Origin of the sequence: Saccharopolyspora hirsuta, assembly GCF_008630535.1 — a bacterium.
In the GTDB taxonomy this organism is placed as follows: Bacteria; Actinomycetota; Actinomycetes; order Mycobacteriales; family Pseudonocardiaceae; genus Saccharopolyspora; species Saccharopolyspora hirsuta.
On sequence record NZ_VWPH01000010.1, the window covers coordinates 276882 to 300723 of the forward strand.

Below are 23842 nucleotides of genomic sequence, written 5' to 3' on the forward strand. Positions count from 1 at the left end.
TTGCGCCGGAGTTACGCCACCCACATTGACCTGGAAAAACGCTCAACCAGGCAGGACGTCCCGGCGAATCGGAGTTCCGCCGGGGTCACCTCCGCAGCAGCGGCCCGGCGGCATGATCGTGTTGATATGTCCCGGGCCCGCACCGAAAGTAGTGGGGACGTGGAGCCGCCAGCGTCGAGGGTCGGGGGTCGGCATGCGGGTAGTCAAAGCGTGGCCAGTCATCGTCGGGACCGCGTTCGCCTGCGCCCTGACCTCGTGCTCGGAACCGGAACCGAAGGTCTCCGCCGCCACGGTGACGACCTCGGTGCCCAACGGCGCCACGCAGGTCGGGCCCAGCGACCCGCTGGTCGTCACCGCCCACCGGGGCGTCCTCACCTCGGTCACCGTTACCACCGACGGGGGAATCGCGGTCCCGGGCGAGCTGACCGACGGCGGCCGCCGGTGGAGCAGCACCGCGCCGCTGGAGTTCAGCAAGACCTACCGGGTGCAGGCGCTGGCGCAGGACGCCGAGCGCATCCCCGCACCGCCGACCAACTCGACGTTCACCACGGCCACCCCGGTGGAGGAGGTCACCGTGGACCGGACCCGGCCCTCCGACGGCGACGAGGTCGGGATCGCCATGCCGGTGTCGATCTACTTCAGCAGGCCGGTGACCGACCGCGCCGCCGTGGAGCGCCGCCTGTCGGTCGAACCGTCGGTGCCCACCGAGGGCTCGTTCCACTGGATGAGCGACGAGCAGGTCAACTGGCGGCCCAAGGACTACTGGAAGCCCGGCACCACCGTCCGGGTGCGCGCGCGGCTGTACGGGGTGGACACCGGCGGCGGTGTCATGGGCACCGCCGACCACGAGACCAACTTCCGCATCGGGCGCGACCAGCGCGCCGTCGGCGACGTCAACACCCACACGCTGACCGTCTTCCAGGACGGCCAGGAGATCAAGCAGCTGCCCGCCTCCTACGGCCGGAGCATCTACCCCACCCAGTACGGGGTGCACGTGGCCTTCGAGAAGCACACCTCCACCCGGATGCGCTCGGACACCTGGGGCGGTCCGCAGAAGGGCGAACCCGGCTACTACGACGAGGTCCTGCCCTACGCGGTGCGCATCTCCAACAACGGCGAGTTCGTCCACGTCAACGGCGCGACCGTGTGGGCGCAGGGCGAGTCCAACGTCTCGCACGGCTGCGTCAACCTCTCCCCGGCCAATGGCAAGTGGTTCTTCGACTGGGTGCAGATCGGCGACCCGGTGGAGATCGTCGGCTCCGACCGGCCGCTGACCCCCGCGGACGGCGACATCCCGGACTGGACCATCCCGTACGAGGAGTACGTCCGCGGCAGCGCCCTGCACGAGGCGCGCTGACCCCGCTCAGAGGTACTGGCCGACCGGGCCGTCGCCGCTGGCCAGCTGGCTGACCCGCACGCCCGCCAGGTCGGCGGGGCGCAGCAGCCGGACCTCCGCGGCGTCGTGGTCCGCCGACGTGATCCGATCGCCCTGCAGGGCGATCGCCCGGTCCAGCAGGTTGCGCACCACTCGGCCGTTGCCGAAGGACTCGTCGCGCTTCGCCGCGCGCAGGATCTGCCGGACCTGCGCCCCGACTCCGTCGGCGAGGGTGAACCCGGCGCCGTCCGCCATCCGCTCGAAGATGGCGACCAGCTCGGCCTCGCTGTAGTCCGGGAAGTGCACCACCGACGGGAAGCGGGAGGCCAGCCCCGGGTTGGTGCGCAGGAACTCCACCATCCGGCTCTCGTAGCCCGCCGCGATCACCACCAGGTCGTCGCGGTGCTCCTCCATCAGCCGCAGCAGCTCGGCGATCGCCTCCGGCCCGTAGGACTGCCGCCCGTCCGGCGGGGTCAGCGCGTAGGCCTCGTCGATGAACAGCACCCCGCCCAGCGCGCGCTCCACCGCGGCGCGGACCTTCGGCGCGGTCTGCCCGATGTACTGGGCGATCAGGTCGGCGTGCGAGACCTCCACCAGGTGCCCGGAGGACAGCAGGCCGAGCTCGGCGTAGACCGCCGCGATGAGCCTGGCCACCGTGGTCTTGGCCGTGCCCGGGTTGCCGGTGAACACCAGGTGTCGCATCCGGGACCCCGGTTCCAGGCCCGCGGCTCGGCGCAGCCGGTCCGCTTCGGCCTCCGAGACCAGCAGGCGCACCTCGCGCTTCACCGTCTCCAGGCCCACCAGGTCGTCGATCGCCGCCATCGGGTCGGCCGGGAGGTCCGCGCGCACCGGTTCCACCGGGGTGTCCGGGACGTCGGCGACCTCGATCCGGTCCAGCGCGCCCGGCTCCTCGTCGGCGAGGATCCGCCTGGACTGCAGGGAGATCGTGCGCTCCAGCAGGTGCGCGGCGAGGCGGCCGTTGGTCATCGCCGCGCTGCGCCGGGCGGTGCGGACCAGCCGCCCGACCTTCTCCGGCACCCCGGCCGCGACGGTGAAGCCCGCTTCGGCGGCCTTGCGCTCGTACAGCTCCACGACCTGCGCATCGGTGAGGTCCGGGAAGCGCACCACCTTCGGGAAGCAGGCCGCCAGCTCCGGGGTCGCCTTCAGCAGGCCGTTCACCGCCGCGTCCGGGCCGCACAGGACCACCAGCAGGTCCTGCGGGCGCGCCTGCAGCCCGGCCAGCAGCGCGTCGATCACCCCTCGGTTGCGGGACTGGTCGACGTCGATGCCGGGCCGGGCGAGGGTTCCCGCGTCCTCGATGCACAGCACCCCGCCCGCGGCCTGGTCGATCGCGCGCTGCACCCCGATGGCCGCCTCCGCCACGTGTCGCCCGGCCAGGTCCGCGCAGTCGACCACCACCAGGTGCCCGGAGGACAGCAGGCCGAGGTCGGCGCACATCCGGCCCAGGATCCCGGCCGCGGTCGTCTTCCCGGTTCCCGGCGCACCGGTGAACACCAGGTGCCGGGGCCGGGCCGCACCCGGCATCCCGGCCTTGCGGCGCAGCTCCGCGGCGCGCCCCTCGGCCAGCACCAGGTCCAGTTCCCGGCGCACCGACTCCAGGCCGACGCAGTCGGCGAAATCCGCCCCGCGGGCCGGGGGTTTCGGCAGGTCCCGGCGCAGCACCTTGAGCTGGCCGCTGCTGCTGCGGGCCCGGGCGGCTTCGACGGCGCGCTCGGCCACCTGCTCGACCAGCCGGGCGCCGCGCAGGTTCTGCTGCCCGACGGCCGCCAACCGCGCACCCTCCCGGGCGGCGGCCTGCGCCACCGACGCACCGCGTCGGGCCACCGCGCGCTGGAACAGCTCGACCCGCGCCTCCTGCGTGAACGGGCGGGTCTCGGCCACCCGGAACTGCTGCAGCAGCGCCGGATTCACCGCGCCCACGCGGTCCGCTCCCCCGGCCCGGCACACCACGAGGACGTGCAGGTCCGGCAGCCGGTTCAGCAGCCGCCGCAGCTCCTCCAGCAACGCGGTCGCGGACCACTCCAGGCCTGCCAACTGGTCCAGCCCGTGCACCACCAGCACATCGCGCGGGCCGAGGCCGTAGGTCTTCTGCTGCAGGTGCACGACGGCGTTGCTGACGTCCAGGCTGGCGAACTCGGCCTCGGACACCCACATCTCCTGCCGGTGCCCACCGGCCTTGAGCAGCGCGCCGCGCAGCAGCCGCACCGCGGTGCCCCGGCCGGTGCTCTCCGGGCCGGACAGCAGCATCCGCACGGCCGCGGTCCGGCCCGCCCGGAAGTCGGCCAGCTCGGTGCGCACCGCCTCCGCCAGCTCCCGCTGGCCCACCAGCTCCGCAGCCGGGTCCTCGGAAGCCTCGTGCAGCTGCTGGCCGGAGGTCAGCTTGGCCACCAGGGGGTTGACCACCCGGCGCGGTCGGGTCAGCACCCGCAGCTGGTGCTGGAAACCGCGGAGCAGGGCGTCGCAGCTCGGCGTCACCACCCCGTTCGGCAGCCCCTGCACCACGCCGCTGATCCGCATCGCCATGTCGAGCCAGGCGCGGCAGACGTCCACCTCGCCGGCCAGCACCGCGCGCCCGAGCCAGGCCAGCACCTGGTTGTGCCAGCGGTCGGCGTTGAAGGTCTCCCGAAGTCCGGCGAACATGCTCTGCACGACCTCGAACATCGGCCGTCCCGTGGTGAGCGCCAGCTCCACCGGCACCTCCACCAGGTCCGCGTGCAGCATCAGGTGGGCCAGCGCGGCCTCGTGCTCCACGGCGGGGGCGATGTCGGGGACCGGACCTGCGCTCGACGTGCTCGGCACCCGCTCCAGCAGCCGCTGGTGCGCGGCCAGGAAACCCGAGCACGCCCAGTCCAGGTAGCCGACCGGCCCGGCGAGCTCGGGCAGCGCCGCCAGGACCGACTCGTCGGCCCGCTCCGCCCAGGTCTCCCGCAGCGTCGCGAGCGGCTCGACCAGGTCCTGCTTGGCCAGCGCCGGGTCGGCCGCGCGCAGGTCGTGCAGCGCGATCAGCGCCCGGCGGCGCGGTTCCAGGGGTTCGAGCCCGGCGAAGACGTCCAGGCAGCGGCGGGCCAGGTCGAAGGCCACCTCGCGCAGCTCCGGGTCGTCACCGGCACCGGTGAGCAGCCATTCCGCCGGCGGCCGGAACAGCGAGGTGTTCGCGCTCCAGGACCAGGCGCGGTTGGGCGGCCAGGGCTGGGCGACGAACCCGCTCAGCGCCTCGCACTGCACGTCGGCGGAGTTGCCGCCGCGCACCGCCACCGTGCCGAGCAGGAACTCCAGCAGGCACCACAGCTCGGCGCCGACGATCGTGGTCCCCTCGGCGTAGAAGTCCGGCAGCTCCACGGCCAGCCGCTCGGCCGCCGGGTCGCGGTTGAGCTCCTCCGCGCGCGCCCAGATCTCCTCGTACAGCCCGTCCGGAACCCGCCACGGGCCGTGCGAGTACACGTCCAGGACGGGTTCGTCGGACAGCAGGAGTCGCAGGTGCTCGGGCAACGTCGGTCGGTCCACGATCGGCCAGACTACTTCCGCCCCGAACCCGCCCGGGGCGGAACCCGAACTCGGCCGGGACCGGTCAGGGCACCGCCAGGACGATCTTGCCGAGGGCCTGGCCGGTGCGCAGCCGCTCGACCGCTGCCGCCGCCCGGTCCAGCGGGAAGACCTCGTCGACGACCGGTCGGATGCGGCCGTCGGCCACCGCCGGGATCACCTCCGGGACCAGCCCGGCGAGCACCGCGCCCAGCTCGGCCGGGCGGCCGAACCCGAACGACACGCCCCGCAGGTGCAGGTGCCGGGAGGACAGGTGGTCCAGGTTGATGGTGGACTCCGCCCGGTCCAGGCGGCCGATGTTGACCAGGTGCCCTTCGACGCGGGTGGCCGGGAGGCACGCGGCGAACAGCCGTCCGCCCACGTGGTCGAGCACGACGTCCACCCCCTGCCCGCCGGTGGCCTCGAGCACCTCCTCGGTCAGGCTGTCGCCCGGGCCGACGACGACCACGTCCGCTCCGGCGCTGACCAGCAGCGCCTCCTTCGACGCGGTCCGGGTGGTGCCGACGACGGTCGACGCCCCGAGCACCTTCGCGATCTGCACGCCGAGCAGGCCGATGGCCGAGGTGGCGCCGGTGATGAGCACCGACTGCCCGGCCCGGAACGCGCCCAGCTGCAGCGCGCCGTGCTCGGTGAGCAGACCGGTCGGCAGCGACGCGGCCTCCTCGGGGCCGATGGTGTCCGGGATCCGCAGGACGTGCCGGTGGTCGGCGCGCACGTACTGGGCGAAGCTGCGCGGCTGGGTGCCCATCACCCGCTCGCCCACCGACACGCCGCTGACGTCCGCGCCGATCGCGGCGATCTCACCGGCGAACTCGTAGCCCGCGCAGTACTCCTCCCCCGTGCCGCCAGCCGTCGGGTCGGCGGCGGCCAGCACCGAGGCGTCGGCGTTGTTCAGCGCCGCGGCGCGGACGCGCACCAGCACCTGCCCACGTCCGACCTCGGGCACCGGGACCTCCCGCGCCTCCCACTCGGGGCCGGTGCCGCCGAACAGCGCAGTCATCGTCGCGGGCATGTGAAAGCTCCTCCGTCGCGGGGAAAGGCTGCGCTGCCGAGTCCGTCCAAGGATGGCCGCCGTCCGACCCGGGCGCACGCCGCCCGCGAAAGACCGGGACCCCGCCCTCGCGGACGGGGTCCCGGTTCCGGCGGAGCGACCTCAGGCGAGGTCGAACCGGTCGAGGTTCATCACCTTGTCCCACGCCGCGACGAAGTCGCGCACGAACTTCTCCGCCGCGTCGTCGCTGGCGTAGACCTCCGCCAGCGCCCGCAGCTCGGAGTTCGAGCCGAAGACCAGGTCCACCCGGCTCCCGGTCCACTTGACCTCACCGGCGGCGTCGAGCGCCTCGAAGGTCTGCGCGTCCTCCGCGGTCGGCCGCCACGTGGTGTCCAGGTCGAGCAGGTTCACGAAGAAGTCGTTGCTCAGCGTCCCCGGGTTGGCGGTGAGCACGCCGAGCTGGGAACCGTCGTAGTTCGCGCCCAGCACGCGGAGCCCGCCGACCAGGACGGTCATCTCCGGCGCGCTCAGCGTGAGCAGGTTCGCCCGGTCCAGCAGCAGGTACTCGGCGGGCAGCCGGTTGCCCTTGCCCAGGTAGTTGCGGAACCCGTCCGCCGCAGGCTCGAGCGCGGCGAAGGACTCCGCGTCGGTCTGCTCCTCCAGCGCGTCGACGCGGCCCGGCGTGAACGGCACCTCGACGGCGTGGCCCGCGGCCGCGGCGGCCTGCTCGACCGCGGCGCACCCGCCGAGCACGATCAGGTCCGCCAGCGACACCTTCTTGTTGCCGGTCTGCGCGGCGTTGAACGACTCCTGGATCGACTCCAGGGTGCTCAGCACCGTCGCGAGCTGGTCGGGGTTGTTGACCTCCCAGCCCTTCTGCGGTTCCAGGCGGATGCGCGCGCCGTTGGCACCGCCGCGCTTGTCGCTGCCGCGGAACGTCGAAGCCGAGGCCCACGCCGCGGAGACCAGCTGCGCGACGTCCAGGCCCGAGCCGAGGATGCGGGTCTTCAGCTCGGCGATGTCCGCGGCGTCGACCAGCTCGTGGTCGACCTCCGGCAGCGGGTCCTGCCACAGCAGCGTCTCGGCGGGCACCTCCGGGCCGAGGTAGAGCGACTTCGGGCCGAGGTCGCGGTGGGTCAGCTTGAACCAGGCCCGGGCGAAGGCGTCGGCGAACTCGTCCGGGTTCTCCATGAACCGCCGCGCGATCGGCTCGTAGATCGGGTCGTAGCGCAGCGCGAGGTCGGTGGTCAGCATGTTCGGCGCGATCCGCTTGGACGCGTCGTGGGCGTGCGGGACGGTGCCCTCGCCTGCCCCGCCCTTGGGCTTCCACTGCTTGGCCCCGGCCGGGCTCTCGGTCAGCTCCCACTCGAAGCTGAAGAGGTTCCACAGGAAGTTGGTGGACCACTTCGTCGGCGTCGAGGTCCAGGTGACCTCCAGGCCGCTGGTGATGGTGTCCGCGCCCTTGCCGGTGCCGAACGAGTTCTTCCAGCCCAGGCCCTGCTCCTCCAGCGGGGCGCCCTCGGGGTCGGCCGCGAGGTGGCTGTCCGGGGCCGCGCCGTGGGTCTTGCCGAAGGTGTGCCCACCGGCGATCAGCGCCACGGTCTCCTCATCGTTCATCGCCATCCGGCCGAATGTCTCGCGGATGTCGCGGGCCGCGGCGATCGGGTCCGGGTTGCCGTTCGGCCCCTCCGGGTTGACGTAGATCAGGCCCATCTGGACCGCGGCCAGCGGCTCCTCCAGGTCGCGGTCACCGGTGTAGCGCTCGTCGCCGAGCCAGGTGGTCTCCGGGCCCCAGTAGACGTCCTCGTCGGGTTCCCACACGTCCTCGCGGCCACCGGCGAAGCCGAAGGTCTTGAAGCCCATCGACTCCAGCGCGACGTTGCCGGCCAGGATCAGCAGGTCCGCCCAGGAGATCTTCCTGCCGTACTTCTTCTTCACCGGCCACAGCAGGCGGCGGGCCTTGTCCAGGTTGACGTTGTCCGGCCAGCTGTTCAGCGGCGCGAAGCGCTGCTGACCGGCCCCGGCGCCGCCGCGGCCGTCGCTGATGCGGTAGGTGCCCGCGCTGTGCCAGGCCATCCGGATGATCAGCGGGCCGTAGTGGCCGAAGTCGGCGGGCCACCAGTCCTGCGAGGTCGTCAGCACCTCTTCGATGTCCCGCTTGACGGCGGGCAGGTCGAGGCTGCGGAACGCCTCGGCGTAGTCGAAGTCCTCGCCCATCGGGTTGGCCACCGGCGGGTTCTTCGCGAGGATCTTCAGGTTGAGCCGGTTCGGCCACCACTGGCGGTTCCCCCCGCCCTGGGTCGGGTGCGGTGCACGTCCGTGCGCCACCGGGCACTGCCCGGCACCCTGCTCCGCGGCCGCCTGGCCGACGTCGGTGCTGTCAGTCACGGGATTCCTCTCGAGCTCTTCAAGTGCTGCTTGCTGGATCGGGAGTGCAGTCCGGGCACAGACCCCAGTAGATGACCTCGGCCTCGTCGATCGTGAAGCCGCGGGCATCGGATGCGGTCAGGCAGGGTGCGGCGCCGACGGCGCAGTCGACGTCGGCGACCACCCCGCAGGACCGGCACGCGAGGTGGTGGTGGTTGTCCCCCACCCGCGCTTCGTAGCGGGCCAGGGAACCCATCGGCTGGATGCGGCGCAGCAGCCCAGCGGCGGTCAGCGCCCGCAGCACGTCGTAGACGGCCTGGTGGGACACCTTCGGGAGCACCTCCCGCACCGCACCGATGATCGACTCGGTGTCGGCGTGCGGGTGGTCGTGCACGGCGGACAGCACCGCGACCCGCGGCCGGGTCACGCGCAGTGCTGCCTCGCGCAGCATGCGCTCGAGATCGGCTGTCGTCGGCACGAGCGGCAGTCTGGCCGGTTTTCTGGACCGAATCAAGAGTGTTCCGCGGATCGATATGATTTCTATCAACACTGAAACTATCGACGATCATGAACCGGGACGGCGACCCCGCACGCGCCGCCGATCACCTTGAGCCCCCGCTCCGGTCACCGATCCGGGAACAGCGCCTGCGGCAAGGAGAATCCGGGGGAGCACCCCCACCCCACCCGCCGCCGCCCGTACCCGCTCCACCGCGGATGTTCAACGACTGCGCCGAGATCTACCCAGAAGTGTCCACTGTAGATGTCGGGACGCGCCGGGTTCGCTATGTTCGCGGTGCCCCCCTCGAAACGCAGTGAGGAGACGTGATGAGCCTGTCCCGGGAACTCCCGATCCACATGCAGCGCAACGGATTCGACCCGGTCCCGGAGCTGAGCGCGATACGGCGGCGCGAGGGGGTGGTGCGCAGCACCAGCCCGTTCGGCATGGACAGCTGGCTGGTCACCCGCTACGCCGACGTCCGGTGGGTGCTCTCCGACTGGGAGACCTTCAGCAACGTCCTGCCGATCTACTCCTCGCCACCCGGCTCCCCCGAGGAGGAGGACGAGAACGTCATGCGCCAGGCGGGCAACGTGCTCGTCGTCGACCCGCCCGAGCACACCCGGCTGCGGCGGACCGTCGCGCCGGAGTTCACCGCCCGGCGGCTGAGCCGGTTGGAGCCGCGCATCACCAGCATCGTCCACGACCACCTCGACGAGCTGGAGCGCGCCGGATCGCCCGGCGACCTCGTCACCGCGTTCTCCATCCCGGTCCCGTCGCTGGTCCTCTGCGAGCTGCTCGGCGTCCCGCACGAGGACCGCGAGGACTTCCTCCGGTACACCAACGGTTTCCTCAACACCGCCTTCACCGACGAGGAGCGCAAGGCGCTGCACGCCGAATCGCACGCCTACCTCGCCCGGCTCGTCGCCCGCAGCCGGGTCGATCCCGGCGAGGGGCTGCTGGGCCGGGTGACGCAAACCCACGGCGACGAGCTCACCGACGCCGAGATCGTCGGCCTGGTCAGCCTGCTCCTGCTGGTGGGGCACGAAACCACCGCGGACATGCTGTCGCTGGGCACGCTGGCGCTGCTGCAGCACCCCGAGCAGCTCGACCGGCTGCGGCGCGACCCCGAGCTCATCGACCCGGCGATCGAGGAGCTGCTGCGGTGGCTGGCGATCGCGCACGCCAGCACGGTCAAGGTCGCCACCCGGCAGGTCGAGATCGCCGGGCAGGTGATCAACGCGGGTGATCTGGTGATGTGCTCGTTCCCCGCGGCCAACCGCGACCCGGACTTCGTGGCGCGGCCGGACGAGCTGGACATCACCCGGGCCCCGTCCCGGCACGTGGCGTTCGGGCACGGGGCGCACCACTGCATCGGTGCGCCGCTGGCCCGCCTGCAGCTGCGGATCGCGCTGCCCCTCCTGCTCGACCGGTTCCCCGGGATGAAGCTGGCCGCCGACCCCGAGTTCCGCACCGGTCACCTGACCCACGGGCTGAAGTCCCTGCTGATCGCCTGGTGAACCGCGAGGTGGTCCGGCGCCGCCGGATCACCTCGCCGCCGCGACCCGGTCCCGCCGGGCGCTCCCCCGGCCCACCGGGATCACCAGGTGGGTCGGGGCGGGGGCGCTGTCGTCGATGCTCGCGGTGAACTCCTTGCCGTCGTCGCGGCAGACGAACTGCATCACCTGCCGCCCCGCGGCGGCGGCCCGGATCAGCCCGCCGGTGGTCGCCCACACCCCGGAGAGGTAGAAGTTCGCCAGGCCGGGCAGCCGCGGCCCGTGCTTCTTGATCACCTTCTCCATCGTCTCGCCGCCCTCCACGAACGGCTGCCAGCCCAGCACCGTGCCGTTGTAGTTGCCGGTGTAGCGGACCTGGGTGAGCGGGGTGGAGATGTCCCGGACGGTGACGGCGTCCTTCAACCCCGGGTAGCGCGCGTCGAGGAAGTCCACGATGACGTCCTTGACCCGGCGCTTGGCGGCGTAGTAGTCGGCGCCGCGGCGCACCGAGAGGGTGTGCCGGGGCTCGCCCTTGCGCATCCGGGTCGCCTGCTCCGGCCCGGTGGCCAGCTCCCGCCACGGTCCGATGTCGCAGAAGTAGGTGGCGTAGACGATGGTCCGGCCCTCCGGCGCGAGCTCCGGGTAGTGCGAGCTGCGGAACTGGACGTTGATGCTGGGGTGCCGGATGCCGGTCAGCTGCGCGGCCACCTCCTCGTCGAGCAGGTGGGTGGTGCACGGCTCGCCGTCCGGGAACGGCCGGTCCAGGCCCAGGAACAGCGCGAAGTAGCCCGGGAAGATGTTGCCGGGCTCGTCGATCGTGCTGGTGTAGAGCTCGCGGTGGGTGTCGGTGAGGTAGCGGCCGCCGAGCAGCTTCATCGTCGTGGTGCGGCCGTCGCAGGCCGACACCACGATGTCGGCGCGGAACTCGCGCCCGTCGCTGAGCCGCACGCCCACCGCGCGGTCGTCCTCGACGAGCACCTCCTCGACCTTCGCGTTGTAGCTGATCTCGCCGCCGAGGTCGCGGTAGCGGCGCTCGATCGACTCGGCCAGCCCCAGCGAACCGCCCTCCGGGACCCCGGCGGAGCGGTTGGCGTGCGCGGCGAGCTGGAAGTAGAACGGCAGCACCGGGAACGCCGGGTGCTTCTCGTAGAGGATGAAGTTGAACGCCTCCCGGAGCAGCGGTTCGCGGAACTTGGCGGAGTAGTCCGTCATCAGCGTGCCGATCGACCTGCGGATGAGGTTGAAGTACGGCGCGAACGAGGCCAGCATCCGCCAGCGCTCGAAGGTGCCCATCAGGCCGACCGGTTTGAGGAACGGGTAGACCGACAGCAGCTTGCGGAACTTGCGCAGGCCGTTGCAGAAGTCCCGGATCAGCTTGGCGTCGGCCGGGGAGATCTCCAGCAGGTGCTCCTGCAGCCGGTCCGGGTCGGAGTAGAAGTAGACGGCCCGGCCGTCGCGGCCGCGCACGATGTTGAACACGTCGAAGTGGCGCATCTGCTTGCCCTGCAGGGCACCGAGCTCCAACCAGATCTGGTGCATCTCGTTGCCCGGGCCGTTGCCCAGCAACCAGCTCACGCAGCAGTCGAAGGTGAAGTCCCCCTTGTCCCAGGCGGTGCAGCAACCACCCGGGATCTCGTGCATCTCGAAGATCTGGCTGCGGTACCCGTTCATCTGGGCGTAGCACCCGGTGGACAGGCCGCCCAGCCCACCACCGATGATGATCATGCTCTGCCGCGACATCCTCAGGCCTCCTCGGTCAGCTGCATCGGGCGGACGTCCAGTTGCGGTAGGTGGCCGAGCATCTCCGGCCGCCAGGGTTGGTCGTCGGGGCTCTCCCAGGCCCGGAACGGGATGCCGAGCTCCTCGCACAGGAACTGGATCGCGAACCGGCCGCTCGAAGCCGCCTTGATCAGCCCGCCACCACCGATCCACTGCCCGGCCATGGAGAACCCGGCCAGCCCGGGCAGCCGCATCCGCTGCCGGTTCACCAGCCGGGTGGCCAGGTCGTCGGCCTCGGTGAAGCCGATCCAGCCGAGGATGCTGCCGTTGTGGTTGCCGGTGTAGCGGTGGTTGGTCGTCGGCGTGGCCACGTCGACGACGTCGATGCGCCCGCCGATCTCCGGGTGGCGCTCCGCCAGGAAGGCCCGGACGAAGTCGGCGGCCTTGCGCTTCTGCGCCCAGTACTCGCGCCGGTTGCGGGTGCGCAGCTCCCGCCAGTACCCGAAGTCGCTGAAGTAGGTGCAGTGGAACAACGACTTGCCCGGCGGGGCGCAGCCCGGCCAGTAGCGCGACCGCAGCTGGACCACGAGGCTGTCCTGCATCACCCGCGGCAGCTGCGCGCTCTCCTGCGCGGAGAGCAGGTACGTGGTGCTGTGCGGGGTGTCCGGCGGGAGCTCGACGTCGACGCCGACGAACACCGACATCATGCCCGGGTACACCGCTTCGGGCTTGTGCAGCAGCTCGCCGTAGAGCTTGTCCAGCTCCGGGGTGGTGTACTCACCGCCCAGCAGGCGGTAGATCGTGGTGTACCCGTCGCAGGCCGAGATGACGTGATCGGCGTGGTGGCGGGTGCCGTTCTTGAGCTCGACGCCGACCGCCCTGCCGTCCTCGACCAGGATCCGCCGCACCCGCGCGCGGTAGCTGATCTCGCCGCCGAGCCCGGTGTAGCGGTCCTCGATGGACCTCGCCAGCCCCAGCGAGCCGCCCTCCGGGATTCCCGCGTTGCCGTGGTGGGCGCAGGCGATGTTGTACAGGTACGGCAGCAGCGGGAACTGCTCGTGGTCCTGGAAGAAGACGTTCGGGAACCCCCGCCGCAGCAGCGGGTCCTCGAACTTCGCGCTGAAGTCGGCCATCCGCCGCGCCGAGTTCCGCCAGAACAGCAGCAGCGACGGCAGCACCTCGCGCAGCACGGCCAGCTTCTCGGGCAGCGTCTTCAGCGGCGGTGGCTTCAGGAACGGGAAGACCTCGAGGTCCAGGAACCGCCGCAGGTCCCGGCAGAACGACTTGATCAGCCGCGCGTCGCCCGGCGAGAGCGCGAGCAGGTGCCGCTCCAGCCGATCCGGGTCGTGGTAGAACCGCACCTCCCGCCCGTCCTCGCCGACGACCCGGTTGAACACCTCGAAGTTGGTGATCTCCTTGCCGTCGAGCGCCCCGAGCTCCCGCCAGATCTGGTTGGCCTCGTTGCCCGGTGCGGTCCCGATCAGCCACTCGATGCAGTAGTCGAAGATGTAGCCCTCGCGCGACCAGGCGGTGCAGCACCCGCCCGGCAGCACGTGCTTCTCGAGGATGCGGCTGTCCAGCCCGCTCATCTGCGCGTAGCAACCGGCCGCCAGGCCCGCGATCCCGCCGCCGATGATCAGGACGCTCGGCTTGCCGCTGTCAGGCATCGCGGACCGCTCCTTCCAGGATCCCGCGCACCAGACCGGCGTTGGTCGGCAGGTGCGCCTCGTCGAGCATCTCGGCGTGGTCGCCCGACCCGCGGTGCACGTCGCTGCGCGTCGCGGAGCTGCCGTGCCAGCTGCCCGGGGCGCCGGTGGCGTACTGCTCGGCCTTGAGCTCGTCGGAGATCACGCTCACCGCGGCCCGCACCGTGCCGGTGTTCGGCGTCCGGCTGCTGTAGTCCAGGTAGTCCCTGGCCTGCTCGCGGGTCTCCGCGGCCACCACCTCCGAGCCGGTGTGCCTGCGCAGGTGCTCGGCCAGCTCGGTCTCGAACGCCGCGAGGTGCTCCTCGCCGAGCTGGAAGGACTCGCCGATCCGGTAGGAGTCCACGATGATCACGTCGGAGACCTCCCGGCCGCGCCGCTCCAGCTCACCGGCCACCTCGAAGGCCAGGTTGCCGCCCAGCGAGTAGCCGAGCAGCGCGCAGCTGCCGTCGGGCTGCAGGTCCTCGACCAGGTCCGCGTAGCGGGCCACCTTGTCGTCCCCGGTCAGGTAGTTGAACGCCACCACGCGGTGCTCCGGCAGGTGCTCGGCGAACTTGCGGTAGACCAGGCCGTGCCCGCCGGCGGGCGGGAAGCAGAACAGCGGGGCGCCGAGGTCGCCGAAGGTCAGGTAGGGCTGGGCGCCGCCGATCCGGCCGGTGATGATGTGCTCCAGCGTGGTCGCCATGCCCTGCAGGGTGGTGACCTTGAACAGCTGGCTGACCGGGATGCTGATGTTGAACTCGTGCTGCAGGTGGTGGATGAGCTCGATCAGCCTGATGGAGCTGCCGCCGACCTCGAAGAAGTCGTCGCGCAGCGCGACCTCCGGCAGGCCCAGCACGGACTTCCAGTGCTCGGCCATGCGCTCCTCGAACAGCGTCACCGGCTGCTCGTCGGCGTCGTCGCGGGTGACCTCGGGCTCGGGCAGCGCGGTGAGGTCGACCTTGCCGTTGGAGGTCAGCGGCAGCGCGGCCACCTCGACCAGGTGGGTCGGGATCATGAAGGTCGGCAGGTACTCCGCGAGGTGCCTGCGCAGCGCCCGCACGTCCAGCGCGGCCCCGTCGGCGGGCACGCAGTAGGCGCACAGCACGTTGTCGCCGTCGGCTCCGGCGCGGGTGGTGACGACCGCTCGCGCGAGTCCCGGCCAGGAGGCCAGCCGCGCTTCGATCTCACCGGTCTCGATGCGGTGGCCGTGCACCTTGACCTGCGAGTCGGCCCGGCCGAGCAGGTGCGCGGTGCCCTCGGCGTCCCAGCGGGCCAGGTCGCCGGTCCGGTACAACCGCACCGGTTCACCGCCGAACGTGCGGGTGACGAAGCGCTGCGCGGTCAGCTCCTCGTCGAGGTAGCCGAGGGACACCCCGTCGCCGCCGACCCACAGCTCGCCGGGCACGCCCGGCGGCACCGGCCGCCCGTGCCGGTCGAGGATGTAGAGCCTGCTGTTGGGCAGCGGTCGGCCGATGGGCACCAGCTGCCCCGGCGCCAGGTGGTCGGTCGGCCCCTCGAAGTAGGCGCTGTCGATGGTGGCCTCGCTGAGCCCGTAGGAGTTGACCACGCGGGTCCGCGGTCCGCACAGCTCCCGCAACCGCTGGTACTCCTCGACCTTCCACGCGTCGGAGCCGACGACCAGCAGCCGCATGAAGTCGAGCCGGTGCCCGGCGCGTTCGCAGTGCTCCACCAGCCCGCGGACCACCGCGGGCACGAACTCGGCGCAGTCGACGCGCTCGGCGCGCATCACGTCGTGGAGCCGGGCGGTGTTGAACAGCAGGTCCCGGTTGACCAGCACGAGGGTTCCGCCGGAGCACAGCGCCCGCACCAGGTCGCCGGTGAACACGTCGAAGGCGGAGCTGGCCAGCTGCAGGTGCACGTGGACGTCCTCGCCGAGCCGGTACTCCGCGTGCCAGGCGTGGTAGGCCGAGGACAGGTTGCGGTGGCTGACCCGCACGGCCTTCGGTCGGCCCGTCGAACCCGAGGTGTAGATGACGTAGGCGGGCGATTCCGGGTCCAGCGGGCGGTCGGCGGCCTCCGGCCCGGCCTCGGCGCGCAGCTCGGCCGGGGTCAGCACGACGCCCGCGCCGCCCAGCTGATCGCGGTGGGCGTCGTCGACGACGGCCAGCACGGCTCCGGCGTCGCGCACCATGTCGGACAGCCGGTCCGCCGGGTGGTCCGGGTCCAGCGGCAGGTAGGCGCCACCGGCGTGCAGGACCGCGAGCAGGGTGGTGATCAGCTCCGGCGACTTCTCCATGCACAGCGCGACGACCGCGCCGTTGGTGACGCCGAGATCGCGCAGCCGGTGCGCCATCCGCCGGGACTCCCGTTCCAGCTCCCGGTAGCTGAGCCGCCGCGTCTCCCCCGCCTCCGACGGCATCGAGACGGCGATCGCGTCGGGGTTCTCGGCGGCCGCCCGGCTGATCAGGCGGTGCACCGCCACGTCGTCGGCCGCCCGCCGGATCGCGCCGCTGAAGTTCTCCAGCAGCTGCTCGGACTCGACGTCGTCGAGCATCCGGACCTGGGTGGCGGGTTCGGCGGCGGGAGTGCTGGTCAGCGATTCGACCAGGTTGCGGTAGTGCCCGGCCATGCGGCGGATCGTGGCGGGCCGGAACAGGTCCGAGTTGTACTTGAAGACGCAGTGGAACCGGCCGTCCGCCTCGTCCTCGTAGGCCGACAGCGTCAGGTCGAACTGCCCCTCCTCCTCCGGCAGCTCGATGTAGTCCAGCCGGTAGCCGTACTTCTCGGTGGCCACCTTGTGCACCAGCAGGATGAACATGGCCTGGAACAGCGCCGACCGGCTCGGGTCGTGCTTGCCGCCGAGCTCGTCGACCAGCAGCACGAACGGGTACTCCTGGTGGTCCAGTCCGTTGAGGACGGTCTCGCGGGTGCGGGCCAGCAGCTCGCCGACCGTCGGGTCTCCGGACAGGTCCACGTACAGCGGCAGCGGGTTGATGAAGTAGCCGTACACCGAGGCGAACTCGTCCTGCGTGCGGCCGCTGACCGGGCTGCCGACGATCACGTCGTCCTGCCCCGAGTACCGGCTCAGCAGCAGGGTGTAGGCCGCGAGCAGGACCACGAACACCGTCACGTCGTGCTCGCGGGCCAGCGCGTGCACCCGCGCGGTCAGCTCCTCGTCGAGCACGAAGAACTCCGAGGCGCCGTTGTTGGTCTGCACGGGCGGGCGCGGGCTGTCGGTGGGCAGGTTCAGCACCGGCGGTTCGGCGGGCAGCGCCGTGCGCCAGTACTCGAGCATCCGGCGCGCGTCGTCGCTGGCCAGGAACCGGTTCTGCCAGTTGAGGAAGTCCAGGTAGGTGGCCGCCACCGGGGGCAGTTCGGCGCGGCGCCCGGCGCGCAGCGCCTCGTAGACCGCGAGCAGCTCCTCGATGAAGGTGAACGTGGAGATCGCGTCGGAGATGATGTGGTGCACCGCCTTGGTGATCACCCACCGGTCCGGCCCGCGCCGGAACAGCCGGAACCGGATCAGCGGGTCGTTCTCCAGGTCGTAGGGCTTGCGGTACTCGTGGATGATCAGCTGGTAGACGTCCTCCCAGGGCTGGTCCTGCACGTCGAACAGCTCGACGTCCGGCTTGACCTCCGCGGAGATCCGCTGCACCGGTTCGCCGTCGACGAGCGCGAAGTTGGCCCGCAGGCTCGGGTGGCGCTCCAGCATCGCGCGGAACGCCTCGAACATCAGGTCCGGGTCGAGCTCGGTGCGCACCTCCACCGCACCGCCGATGTTGTAGGCGAAGCCGTCCGGGTTGAGCTGCTTGAGGAACCACAGCGCCTGCTGGTTCTGCGTCAGCGGGTACTGCCGCTCGTCGTGGAACACCTCGACCTCCGCGCCGGGGCCGGCGTCGGCGCCGGACGCGTCGAGCTGCTCGTGCAGCCGGCCCACGAGCTCGGCGACCGGGGAGCTGCCCAGCAGGGCCACCACCGGCAGCGCGACGCCGAACTCGGCGTGGGTCCGGGCGCGGACCTCCATCGCCAGCAGCGAGTCCAGCCCGAGCGCGTTGAGCCCGGCGTTCTCGTCGACCTGCTCGGGCTGCACCCGCAGGACGGTGGCGACCAGCCCGGTGAAGTGCCGGGCGAGCAGGTCGCGCCGCTGTTCCGGCGCGGTGTTGCGGAACTCCTCCAGGAACCCGCCGCCCGCCTCGGCGCGGTCGGCCGCTTCCGCGCCCAGCTCGGCCACCAGCGCGGGCGGCGTGGTGTACCAGGCCAGGAACACCGGCCAGTCGACGATGGTGGCCACCAGCAGCTGCGCGTGCGCCTGGTCGACGACCCGTTCCAGCACGTCCATCCCGGCTTCCGGGGACAGCGAGCTCATGCCGCGGTTGGTGCGGTAGTGCTCGACCAGCCCGAGGTCGGCGATCATGCCGGTGGCCCACGGCCCCCAGTCGATGCTCAGCGCCGGGAGCCCGAGCGAGCGCCGGTGGTGGGCCAGCGCGTCGAGGAAGGCGTTGCCCGCCGCGTAGTTCGTCTGCCCCGCCGTGGTGAGCACCGAGGCGATCGAGGCGAACAGCACGAAGTGGTCGAGCGGTTCGTCCCGCAGCTGCCGGTGCAGCACGGTGGCGCCGATCGTCTTGGGGTCGTGCACGGCGTCGAAGGTCTGCCGGTCCATCTCCGGCAGCAGCGTGTCCGCGACGTTCCCGGCGAGGTGGAACGCACCGCGGATGGGCGGCAGGTCCTGCTGCCGGTAGTCGGCGAGCCAGGTCGCGAAGGCCGCTTCATCGGTGATGTCCAGCGGCACCAGGAGCGGCTGCGCGCCGAGCGCCTCCAACTCCTTGACCAGCGCCACCTTCTGGCCGATCGGGGTGTCCGGGTCGACCTCGCGCCAGCGCTCGCGGGCGGGCAGTTCGGTGCGCCCCACCAGGATCAGCCGTCGGGCGCCGCGCCGGGCCAGCGTCCGGCAGGCCAGCCGACCGAGCGCGCCGAACGCGCCGGTGACCAGGTAGGCGCCGTCGGAGCGCAGCCGCAGCGGCAGCGGTTTCAGCAGGTCGTCGGGCCTGCGGAGGCGGCTGGTGCGGCGGCGGTCGCCGCGCAGCGCGATCTCCTCCTCGTCGTCGGCGCCGATCTCGCGCAGCAGCGCGGCGGCGTCGGCGGGCACGTCGGTCCCGGCCGGGTCGAGGTCGATCAGCGTGACCCGGTTGGCGGTGAGCTCCTGCTGCCGCAGCACGCGGCCGATGCCCCAGGACGGCGCGGCCAGCGGCTCGACCTCGTCGTCCGCGGTCACCGCCTGCGCGCCGCGGGTGACCACGTGCAACCGGGCCCGGGACTGCTCGGCGGCCAGGGCCTGGGCCAGCGCGATCAGCGAGTAGGTGCCTTCGGTGCGCTGGCGCGCGAGCTCCGGTTCACCGGCGGTCTCGAACTCCGGCCGGTCCAGGTTCCAGAGGTGCACCACGGCGTCGAAGGGTCTGGGCAGTTCCCCGAGCAGGCGCCGCAGGTCCTCGGCGCTGCCGGGCACCACCTCGGACGCGTGCTCGCCGCGCCGGTAGGCGGTGCCGGGCCGGACCAGGTGGCAGCGGCCGCCCCGTGCGGTGACCTGCGCGGCGAACTCCTGCCCGATGCCCTGGGAATCGGCCAGCACCAGCACGTCACCGGGCACTTCGGGGGGTTCGGCGAGGTCCGGTGCCGGGATCCAGGTCGGGGCGAGCAGCCAGCTGTCGATGGTGGCCGCGGCGACACCGGCCGAGGCCTGCTCGACGTCCGCGGCGCGGAAGCCGTCGATGTGGCCGAGCACCGCGCCGTCGTCGCCGTGCACGGTGATCTCGCCGATGAGCTCGTCGCCGTCCCGGCGCACGATCCGGGCGTGCGCCCAGATCGGCCGGTCGCCGATCGGCTCGGTCCGCACCTCCGCGATGGACAGCGGCAGCCGGATGCCGGTCTCCGGCACGTCCTCGGCGGTCAGCGGCGTCAGCAGGGTCTGGAAGCAGGCGTCCAGCAGCGCCGGGTGGAAGTGGTGCTCGCCGGAGCCGCTGAGCGCCTCGCTCGGCCGGATGCGGGCCAGCGCCTCGTCCGGTCCGATCCAGACCTGCTCGATGCCCTGGAACGCCGGGCCGTAGTGGTAGCCGAGCTCGGCCAGCGCCGCGTAGCAGGCCGGGCCGTCGAGGTGCTGCGGGCAGCGGGCGCGGATCGCGTCGGCGTCCAGCCGCGCGCGCGGCCGGTCCGGGCGACCGGCGCGCAGCACCCCGGTGGCGTGCACCGATCGCCGGTCGTCGCTGACCGTGGCGATCGCGAACTCCGCGTCGGCGGTGCAGGACAGCTGCACCTTCCTGGCCTCGTCCTCGGGCAGGAACAGCGCCTTGCGCAGCTCGACGTCGGCCAGCGCGACCGACGTGCCGCCGGTCACGGCCCGCACCGCCTGCGCCGCCATCTCCAGGTAACCGGCGGCGGGGAACACCACGTCGCCCTGGATCCGGTGGTCGCGCAGGTACGGCGCCTGCTCGACGTCGAGGGTCGCCTCCCAGGACGGCTCGGTGGTGGGCATGCGGCGGCCCAGCAGCGGGTGGTCGAGGCGGCCGAGCCGGACCTGGGCCACCGCCTCGGGCTCCACCCAGTAGCGGTCGCGGCGCCACGGGTAGGGCGGCAGCGACACCGCGCGGCCGCCGGGTTCGAGCACGTCCCAGTCGATGTCGACGCCGAGGTTGTGCAGGTCCGCCAGGGACGTGGTGAACCGCTCGGCCTCGTCCTCCTCGCGGCGGATGGACGGCACCGCGGCGCCCTCGATCTGCTTGTCCAGCAGGCATTCCCGGATCGAGTGGGCCAGCACCGGGTGCGGCCCGACCTCCAGGAACAGCCGGTAGCCGTCGTCGGCGAGGCGGTCCACCGCCGCGCGGAAGCGGACGCTGTCGCGGACGTTGCGCCACCAGTAACCGGCGTCCAGCTCCGGGCCTTCGGCGGTGCCCTCCTGACCGGTCAGGTAGAGCGGCACCTGCGCCGGACCGGGCCGCAATTCGTCCAAAGAGGACAGCAACTCGTCCTTGATGAGGTCCATCCGGGCGCTGTGGTAGGGCACGCGGACGGCGAGGAACTTCGCGAACACCTGCTCCTCGCGCAGCTCGTCGGCGAGCGCGGCGAGCGCGTCCTCGTCCCCGGCCAGGGTGCACGCGGCGGGGGCGTTGATCGCGGCCACCGAGACGCGATCGCCGAAGCGCTGGACCCGCCGCTGCGCCTCCGCCTCGGACAGGCTCACCGCCAGCATCGTGCCGGTCCCGACGAGCTTCTGCTGCAGGCGGCTGCGGTGGACGATGATCCGCACCGCATCGGCCAGGTCGTAGACCCCGGCCTCGTAGAACGCCGCCACCTCGCCGGTGCTGTGCCCGACGATCGCGTCCGGCCGCACGCCATGGTGCCGCCACAGCGCCGCCAGCGCCACCTGGACGGCGAAGTTGGCTGGCTGGGCCAGCCAGGTCTCGGCCATCTGCGAATCGGCCTCGTCCGCGGTGAGCTCGGACAGCAGCGACCAGCCTGCGATCCGGGCGATCTCCCGGTCGCAGCGCTCGATCATCTCGCGGAACACCGGTTCGCCCGCCAGCAGCTGGCGGCCCATCGCCCACCACTGCGGCCCCATGCCGGTGAACACCCACACCAGCCGACGCTCGTCGCGGGCCTGACCGGTGCGCGCGAGCGGGTGCGCCTCGCCGCGCGCGCACTCGGCCAGCCGCTGCGCCAGCTCGTCCTTCGACGAGTACACGATGGACAGCCGGTGGTCGTGGTGCTGGCGGCGGTGCGCCAGGGTGTGGCCGAGGTCGGCCAGGTCGAGCGCGTCGAGCCGCTCCGCGATCCGCCCGGCCAGCTCCGGCAGCGCCGCCGGGTCCCGCGCGGTGAGCGGGAGGATGCGGTGCTCGCGCTGGGCGGGCCGCCGCTCGGGCTCCGGCCGCTGCGGCGCCTCCTCCAGGACGACGTGGGCGTTCGTGCCGCCGAAGCCGAAGGAGTTCACCCCGGCGCGGGCCGGGCCGTCGTGCTCGGGCCAGTCGGTGAGCCGGTCCGGGATCTCGTAGGGCTGGGCCGCCAGGTCGATGTCCGGGTTGATCCGGTTCAGGTTGATGTGCGGCGGGATCTTGCGCTCCGCCAACGACAGCGCGGTCTTGATCAGGCCGGCCATCCCGGCGGCCGATTCGGTGTGCCCGATGTTGGTCTTGACCGAGCCGATGTAGCAGCGCTCCCCCGGCTTGCGCCCGATCGCCAGCGCCCGGCCCAGCGCGTTGGCCTCGATCGGGTCGCCCACCGGCGTGGAGGTCCCGTGCGCTTCGACGTACTGCAGCGCGCCGGGTTCGATGCCCGCCTCCGCGCAGACCCGCTCGATCAGCTCGATCTGGGCGTCGGCGTTGGGCACCGTGATCCCGTTGGTGCGGCCGTCCTGGTTCACCCCGCTGGCGGTGATCACCGCGTGGATCGGGTCGCCGTCGCGCAGCGCGTCGTCGAGGAGCTTCAGCGCGACCACCGCCACGCCCTCGGCGCGCACGTAGCCGTTCGCCTCGGCGTCGAAGGTCCGGGACCGCCCGTCCGGGGAGAGGAATCCGCCCTTGGTCTCCGCGATGGTGTACTGCGGCGCCATGTGCAGCAGCGTGCCCCCGGCCAGCGCGAGGCTGCTCTCGCCGCGGCGCAGGCTCTGGCAGGCCAGGTGCACCGCCACCAGCGAGGAGCTGCAGGCGGTGTCGATCGAGACGCTCGGCCCGCGCAGGTCCAGGCAGTAGGAGATGCGGTTGGACGCCATCGTCATCATGGTGCCGGTCGCGGTGTGCGCGGCCAGCGTCTCGAAGCCCAGGTCGGCGAACTGGACGATCTTGTAGTCCAGGGTGAACGCGCCGACGAAGACGCCGACGTCGCGTCCGGCCAGCTCGTCGGGCCGCTGCCCGCCGTCCTCCAGCGCCTCCCACGCGACCTCCAGCAGCTTGCGCTGCTGCGGGTCCATGTGCTCGGCCTCGCGCGGGCTGATCCCGAAGAACGCCGGGTCGAACTCGTCGAACCCGGTGATGTAGCCGCCGCGCCCGCCGACCAGCCGCCCCGGTTTCGCCTTGTCCCGGCTGCCCAGCGTCGCCACGTCGTAGCGGTCCACCGGGGTCGGCACGATGCAGTCCTTGCCCTCGGCCAGGTTCTGCCAGAACGACCGGTGATCGGAGGCGTCCCCGGGGAACCGGCAACCGATGCCGATGATCGCGACCTTGGTGCCGGGAGCAGGATTCTGCGAATTCACCATCGTTTGATTCCTCAGGTCGGGCGCGGTGGCGCGAACATGAAAAGATCACTCGAATGTCTTGTACGGGCCGACGAACTGATCGAAGGAGGACGACGGGCATCAGCTGACCGAGCCGGTGCGAGCTCGAGCAGCAGGCTCATCCGGGAAGTCCCCGGGTCCGGGGCGGGCGACCTGCCGGACGCGTCGGGAGCATCTGCGAAACACCGCTGGTTGCAACGGGATTCGGAGCGCCTCGCGGGTCTCCCCCGATTCGCATCGAATCCCCCGTCTCGCGTCCCGACGATCTCCGCACACATCAATACCGGGGAACGGAACACCCCACCACCCGACTCCTCCTTCCAGGTGGAAAAAGTGGAATATGCCGGGAAAAGCGAAGAAATGTTGCAGTTTTCCGCGCCTCGGCAGGGGAATCGGAGATCGCTCCGATTCGGTACTGTGCACGACGGGAGAGAGGAGCGGGCATGATCGAGCAACCCAGGATCGGCCGATTCACCGCACCCAGCGACCGGGACGTCGTGGTGCTCCTGCTCGGCATGCGGATCAACACGCTCTCAGCGGTGCGCAGCTGGGCACCGGTGGTCGCCGGTTTCCGGCGGATGATCCGGGAGGTCGCCATCGACCAGGGCAGCGGTTACCTCGGCCACCTGGTCGTGCGCCGCCTGCCCCGGCTGGTGATGAGCGTGCAGTACTGGGAATCGGCCGAGCAGCTCTACGCCTACGCCGCGGACCCCGGCAAGCAGCACCGTCCCATGTGGACCAATTTCCACCGGCGCGCCAAGCGGGCCGGGCACCACGTCGGCATCTGGCACGAGACCTACCTCGTCCCGGCCCGATCGCACGAGAACATCTACGTGGACATGCCGGTCCTCGGCCTGGCCGGGGCCATCGGCAGCGCTCCGGTCGACCGCCGGACCAACCTGGCGGCCGACCGGTTGCGCGGCGACGGGTAA

The 23842-nt window shown here is 71.9% G+C and carries 10 protein-coding genes; 3 read left to right on the top strand and 7 right to left on the bottom strand.

Annotation, left to right across the window (positions count from 1 at the left end; genetic code table 11):
• The first annotated feature begins 193 nt into the window (after positions 1 to 193).
• Positions 194 to 1357 (top strand): L,D-transpeptidase, encoded by a 1164-nt coding sequence (locus F1721_RS22735; RefSeq protein WP_150068769.1) that lies wholly within the window; start codon positions 194 to 196, stop codon positions 1355 to 1357.
• 6 nt (positions 1358 to 1363) lie between these two features.
• On the opposite strand, the gene F1721_RS22740 is transcribed toward F1721_RS22735, so the two are convergent.
• The 4 genes from F1721_RS22740 to F1721_RS22755 all read right to left on the bottom strand — a co-directional run bounded on the left by F1721_RS22740 (position 1364) and on the right by F1721_RS22755 (position 8748).
• Positions 1364 to 4900, bottom strand: a complete 3537-nt coding sequence (locus F1721_RS22740) for an AAA family ATPase (RefSeq protein ID WP_150068770.1) — start codon at positions 4898 to 4900, stop codon at positions 1364 to 1366.
• 64 nt (positions 4901 to 4964) lie between these two features.
• Positions 4965 to 5951, bottom strand: coding sequence for a quinone oxidoreductase family protein (locus F1721_RS22745; RefSeq protein ID WP_150068771.1), 987 nt, complete (start codon positions 5949 to 5951; stop codon positions 4965 to 4967).
• Positions 5952 to 6092: 141 nt separating this feature from the next.
• Entirely contained in the window at positions 6093 to 8318 is a 2226-nt protein-coding gene (gene katG / locus F1721_RS22750; protein WP_150068772.1) for a catalase/peroxidase HPI, read from the bottom strand.
• A 19-nt stretch (positions 8319 to 8337) separates the two neighbouring features.
• Positions 8338 to 8748 carry a Fur family transcriptional regulator gene (locus F1721_RS22755; protein WP_150068828.1) on the bottom strand — a complete coding sequence of 137 codons (411 nt, stop codon included), beginning with the start codon at positions 8746 to 8748 and terminating at the stop codon, positions 8338 to 8340.
• 374 nt (positions 8749 to 9122) lie between these two features.
• Between F1721_RS22755 and F1721_RS22760 the strand changes: the two genes are divergently transcribed.
• On the top strand, positions 9123 to 10313 hold the full coding sequence (locus F1721_RS22760) for a cytochrome P450 (protein ID WP_150068773.1): 1191 nt from the start codon (positions 9123 to 9125) through the stop codon (positions 10311 to 10313).
• A 27-nt stretch (positions 10314 to 10340) separates the two neighbouring features.
• Here F1721_RS22760 and F1721_RS22765 read toward each other — a convergent pair whose 3' ends face one another.
• Genes F1721_RS22765 through F1721_RS22775 form a run of 3 tightly spaced genes read right to left on the bottom strand, consistent with a single transcriptional unit; the run spans position 10341 to position 22892 of the window.
• A complete protein-coding gene (locus tag F1721_RS22765; protein ID WP_211840573.1) occupies positions 10341 to 12029 on the bottom strand; it encodes a phytoene desaturase family protein in 1689 nt (562 codons plus the stop codon).
• 2 nt (positions 12030 to 12031) lie between these two features.
• A complete protein-coding gene (locus tag F1721_RS22770) occupies positions 12032 to 13675 on the bottom strand; it encodes a phytoene desaturase family protein (protein ID WP_150068774.1) in 1644 nt (547 codons plus the stop codon).
• Complete coding sequence (locus F1721_RS22775; RefSeq protein ID WP_150068775.1) at positions 13668 to 22892, bottom strand: non-ribosomal peptide synthetase/type I polyketide synthase; 9225 nt, start codon at positions 22890 to 22892, stop codon at positions 13668 to 13670. The genes F1721_RS22770 and F1721_RS22775 overlap by 8 nt, the downstream gene beginning before the upstream one ends.
• Before the next feature lie 461 nt (positions 22893 to 23353).
• On the opposite strand from F1721_RS22775, the gene F1721_RS22780 reads away from it, so the two are divergent.
• Positions 23354 to 23842, top strand: coding sequence for a DUF4188 domain-containing protein (locus F1721_RS22780; RefSeq protein WP_150068776.1), 489 nt, complete (start codon positions 23354 to 23356; stop codon positions 23840 to 23842).

Coding starts and splice junctions, on each gene's coding strand:
- F1721_RS22735 (WP_150068769.1), top strand. CDS start 194: ATGCGGGTAGTCAAAGCGTGGCCAGTCATCGTCGGGACCGCGTTCGCC.
- F1721_RS22745 (WP_150068771.1), bottom strand. CDS start 5,951: ATGCCCGCGACGATGACTGCGCTGTTCGGCGGCACCGGCCCCGAGTGG.
- F1721_RS22755 (WP_150068828.1), bottom strand. CDS start 8,748: ATGCTGCGCGAGGCAGCACTGCGCGTGACCCGGCCGCGGGTCGCGGTG.
- F1721_RS22760 (WP_150068773.1), top strand. CDS start 9,123: ATGAGCCTGTCCCGGGAACTCCCGATCCACATGCAGCGCAACGGATTC.
- F1721_RS22765 (WP_211840573.1), bottom strand. CDS start 12,029: ATGTCGCGGCAGAGCATGATCATCATCGGTGGTGGGCTGGGCGGCCTG.
- F1721_RS22770 (WP_150068774.1), bottom strand. CDS start 13,675: ATGCCTGACAGCGGCAAGCCGAGCGTCCTGATCATCGGCGGCGGGATC.
- F1721_RS22775 (WP_150068775.1), bottom strand. CDS start 22,892: ATGGTGAATTCGCAGAATCCTGCTCCCGGCACCAAGGTCGCGATCATC.
- F1721_RS22780 (WP_150068776.1), top strand. CDS start 23,354: ATGATCGAGCAACCCAGGATCGGCCGATTCACCGCACCCAGCGACCGG.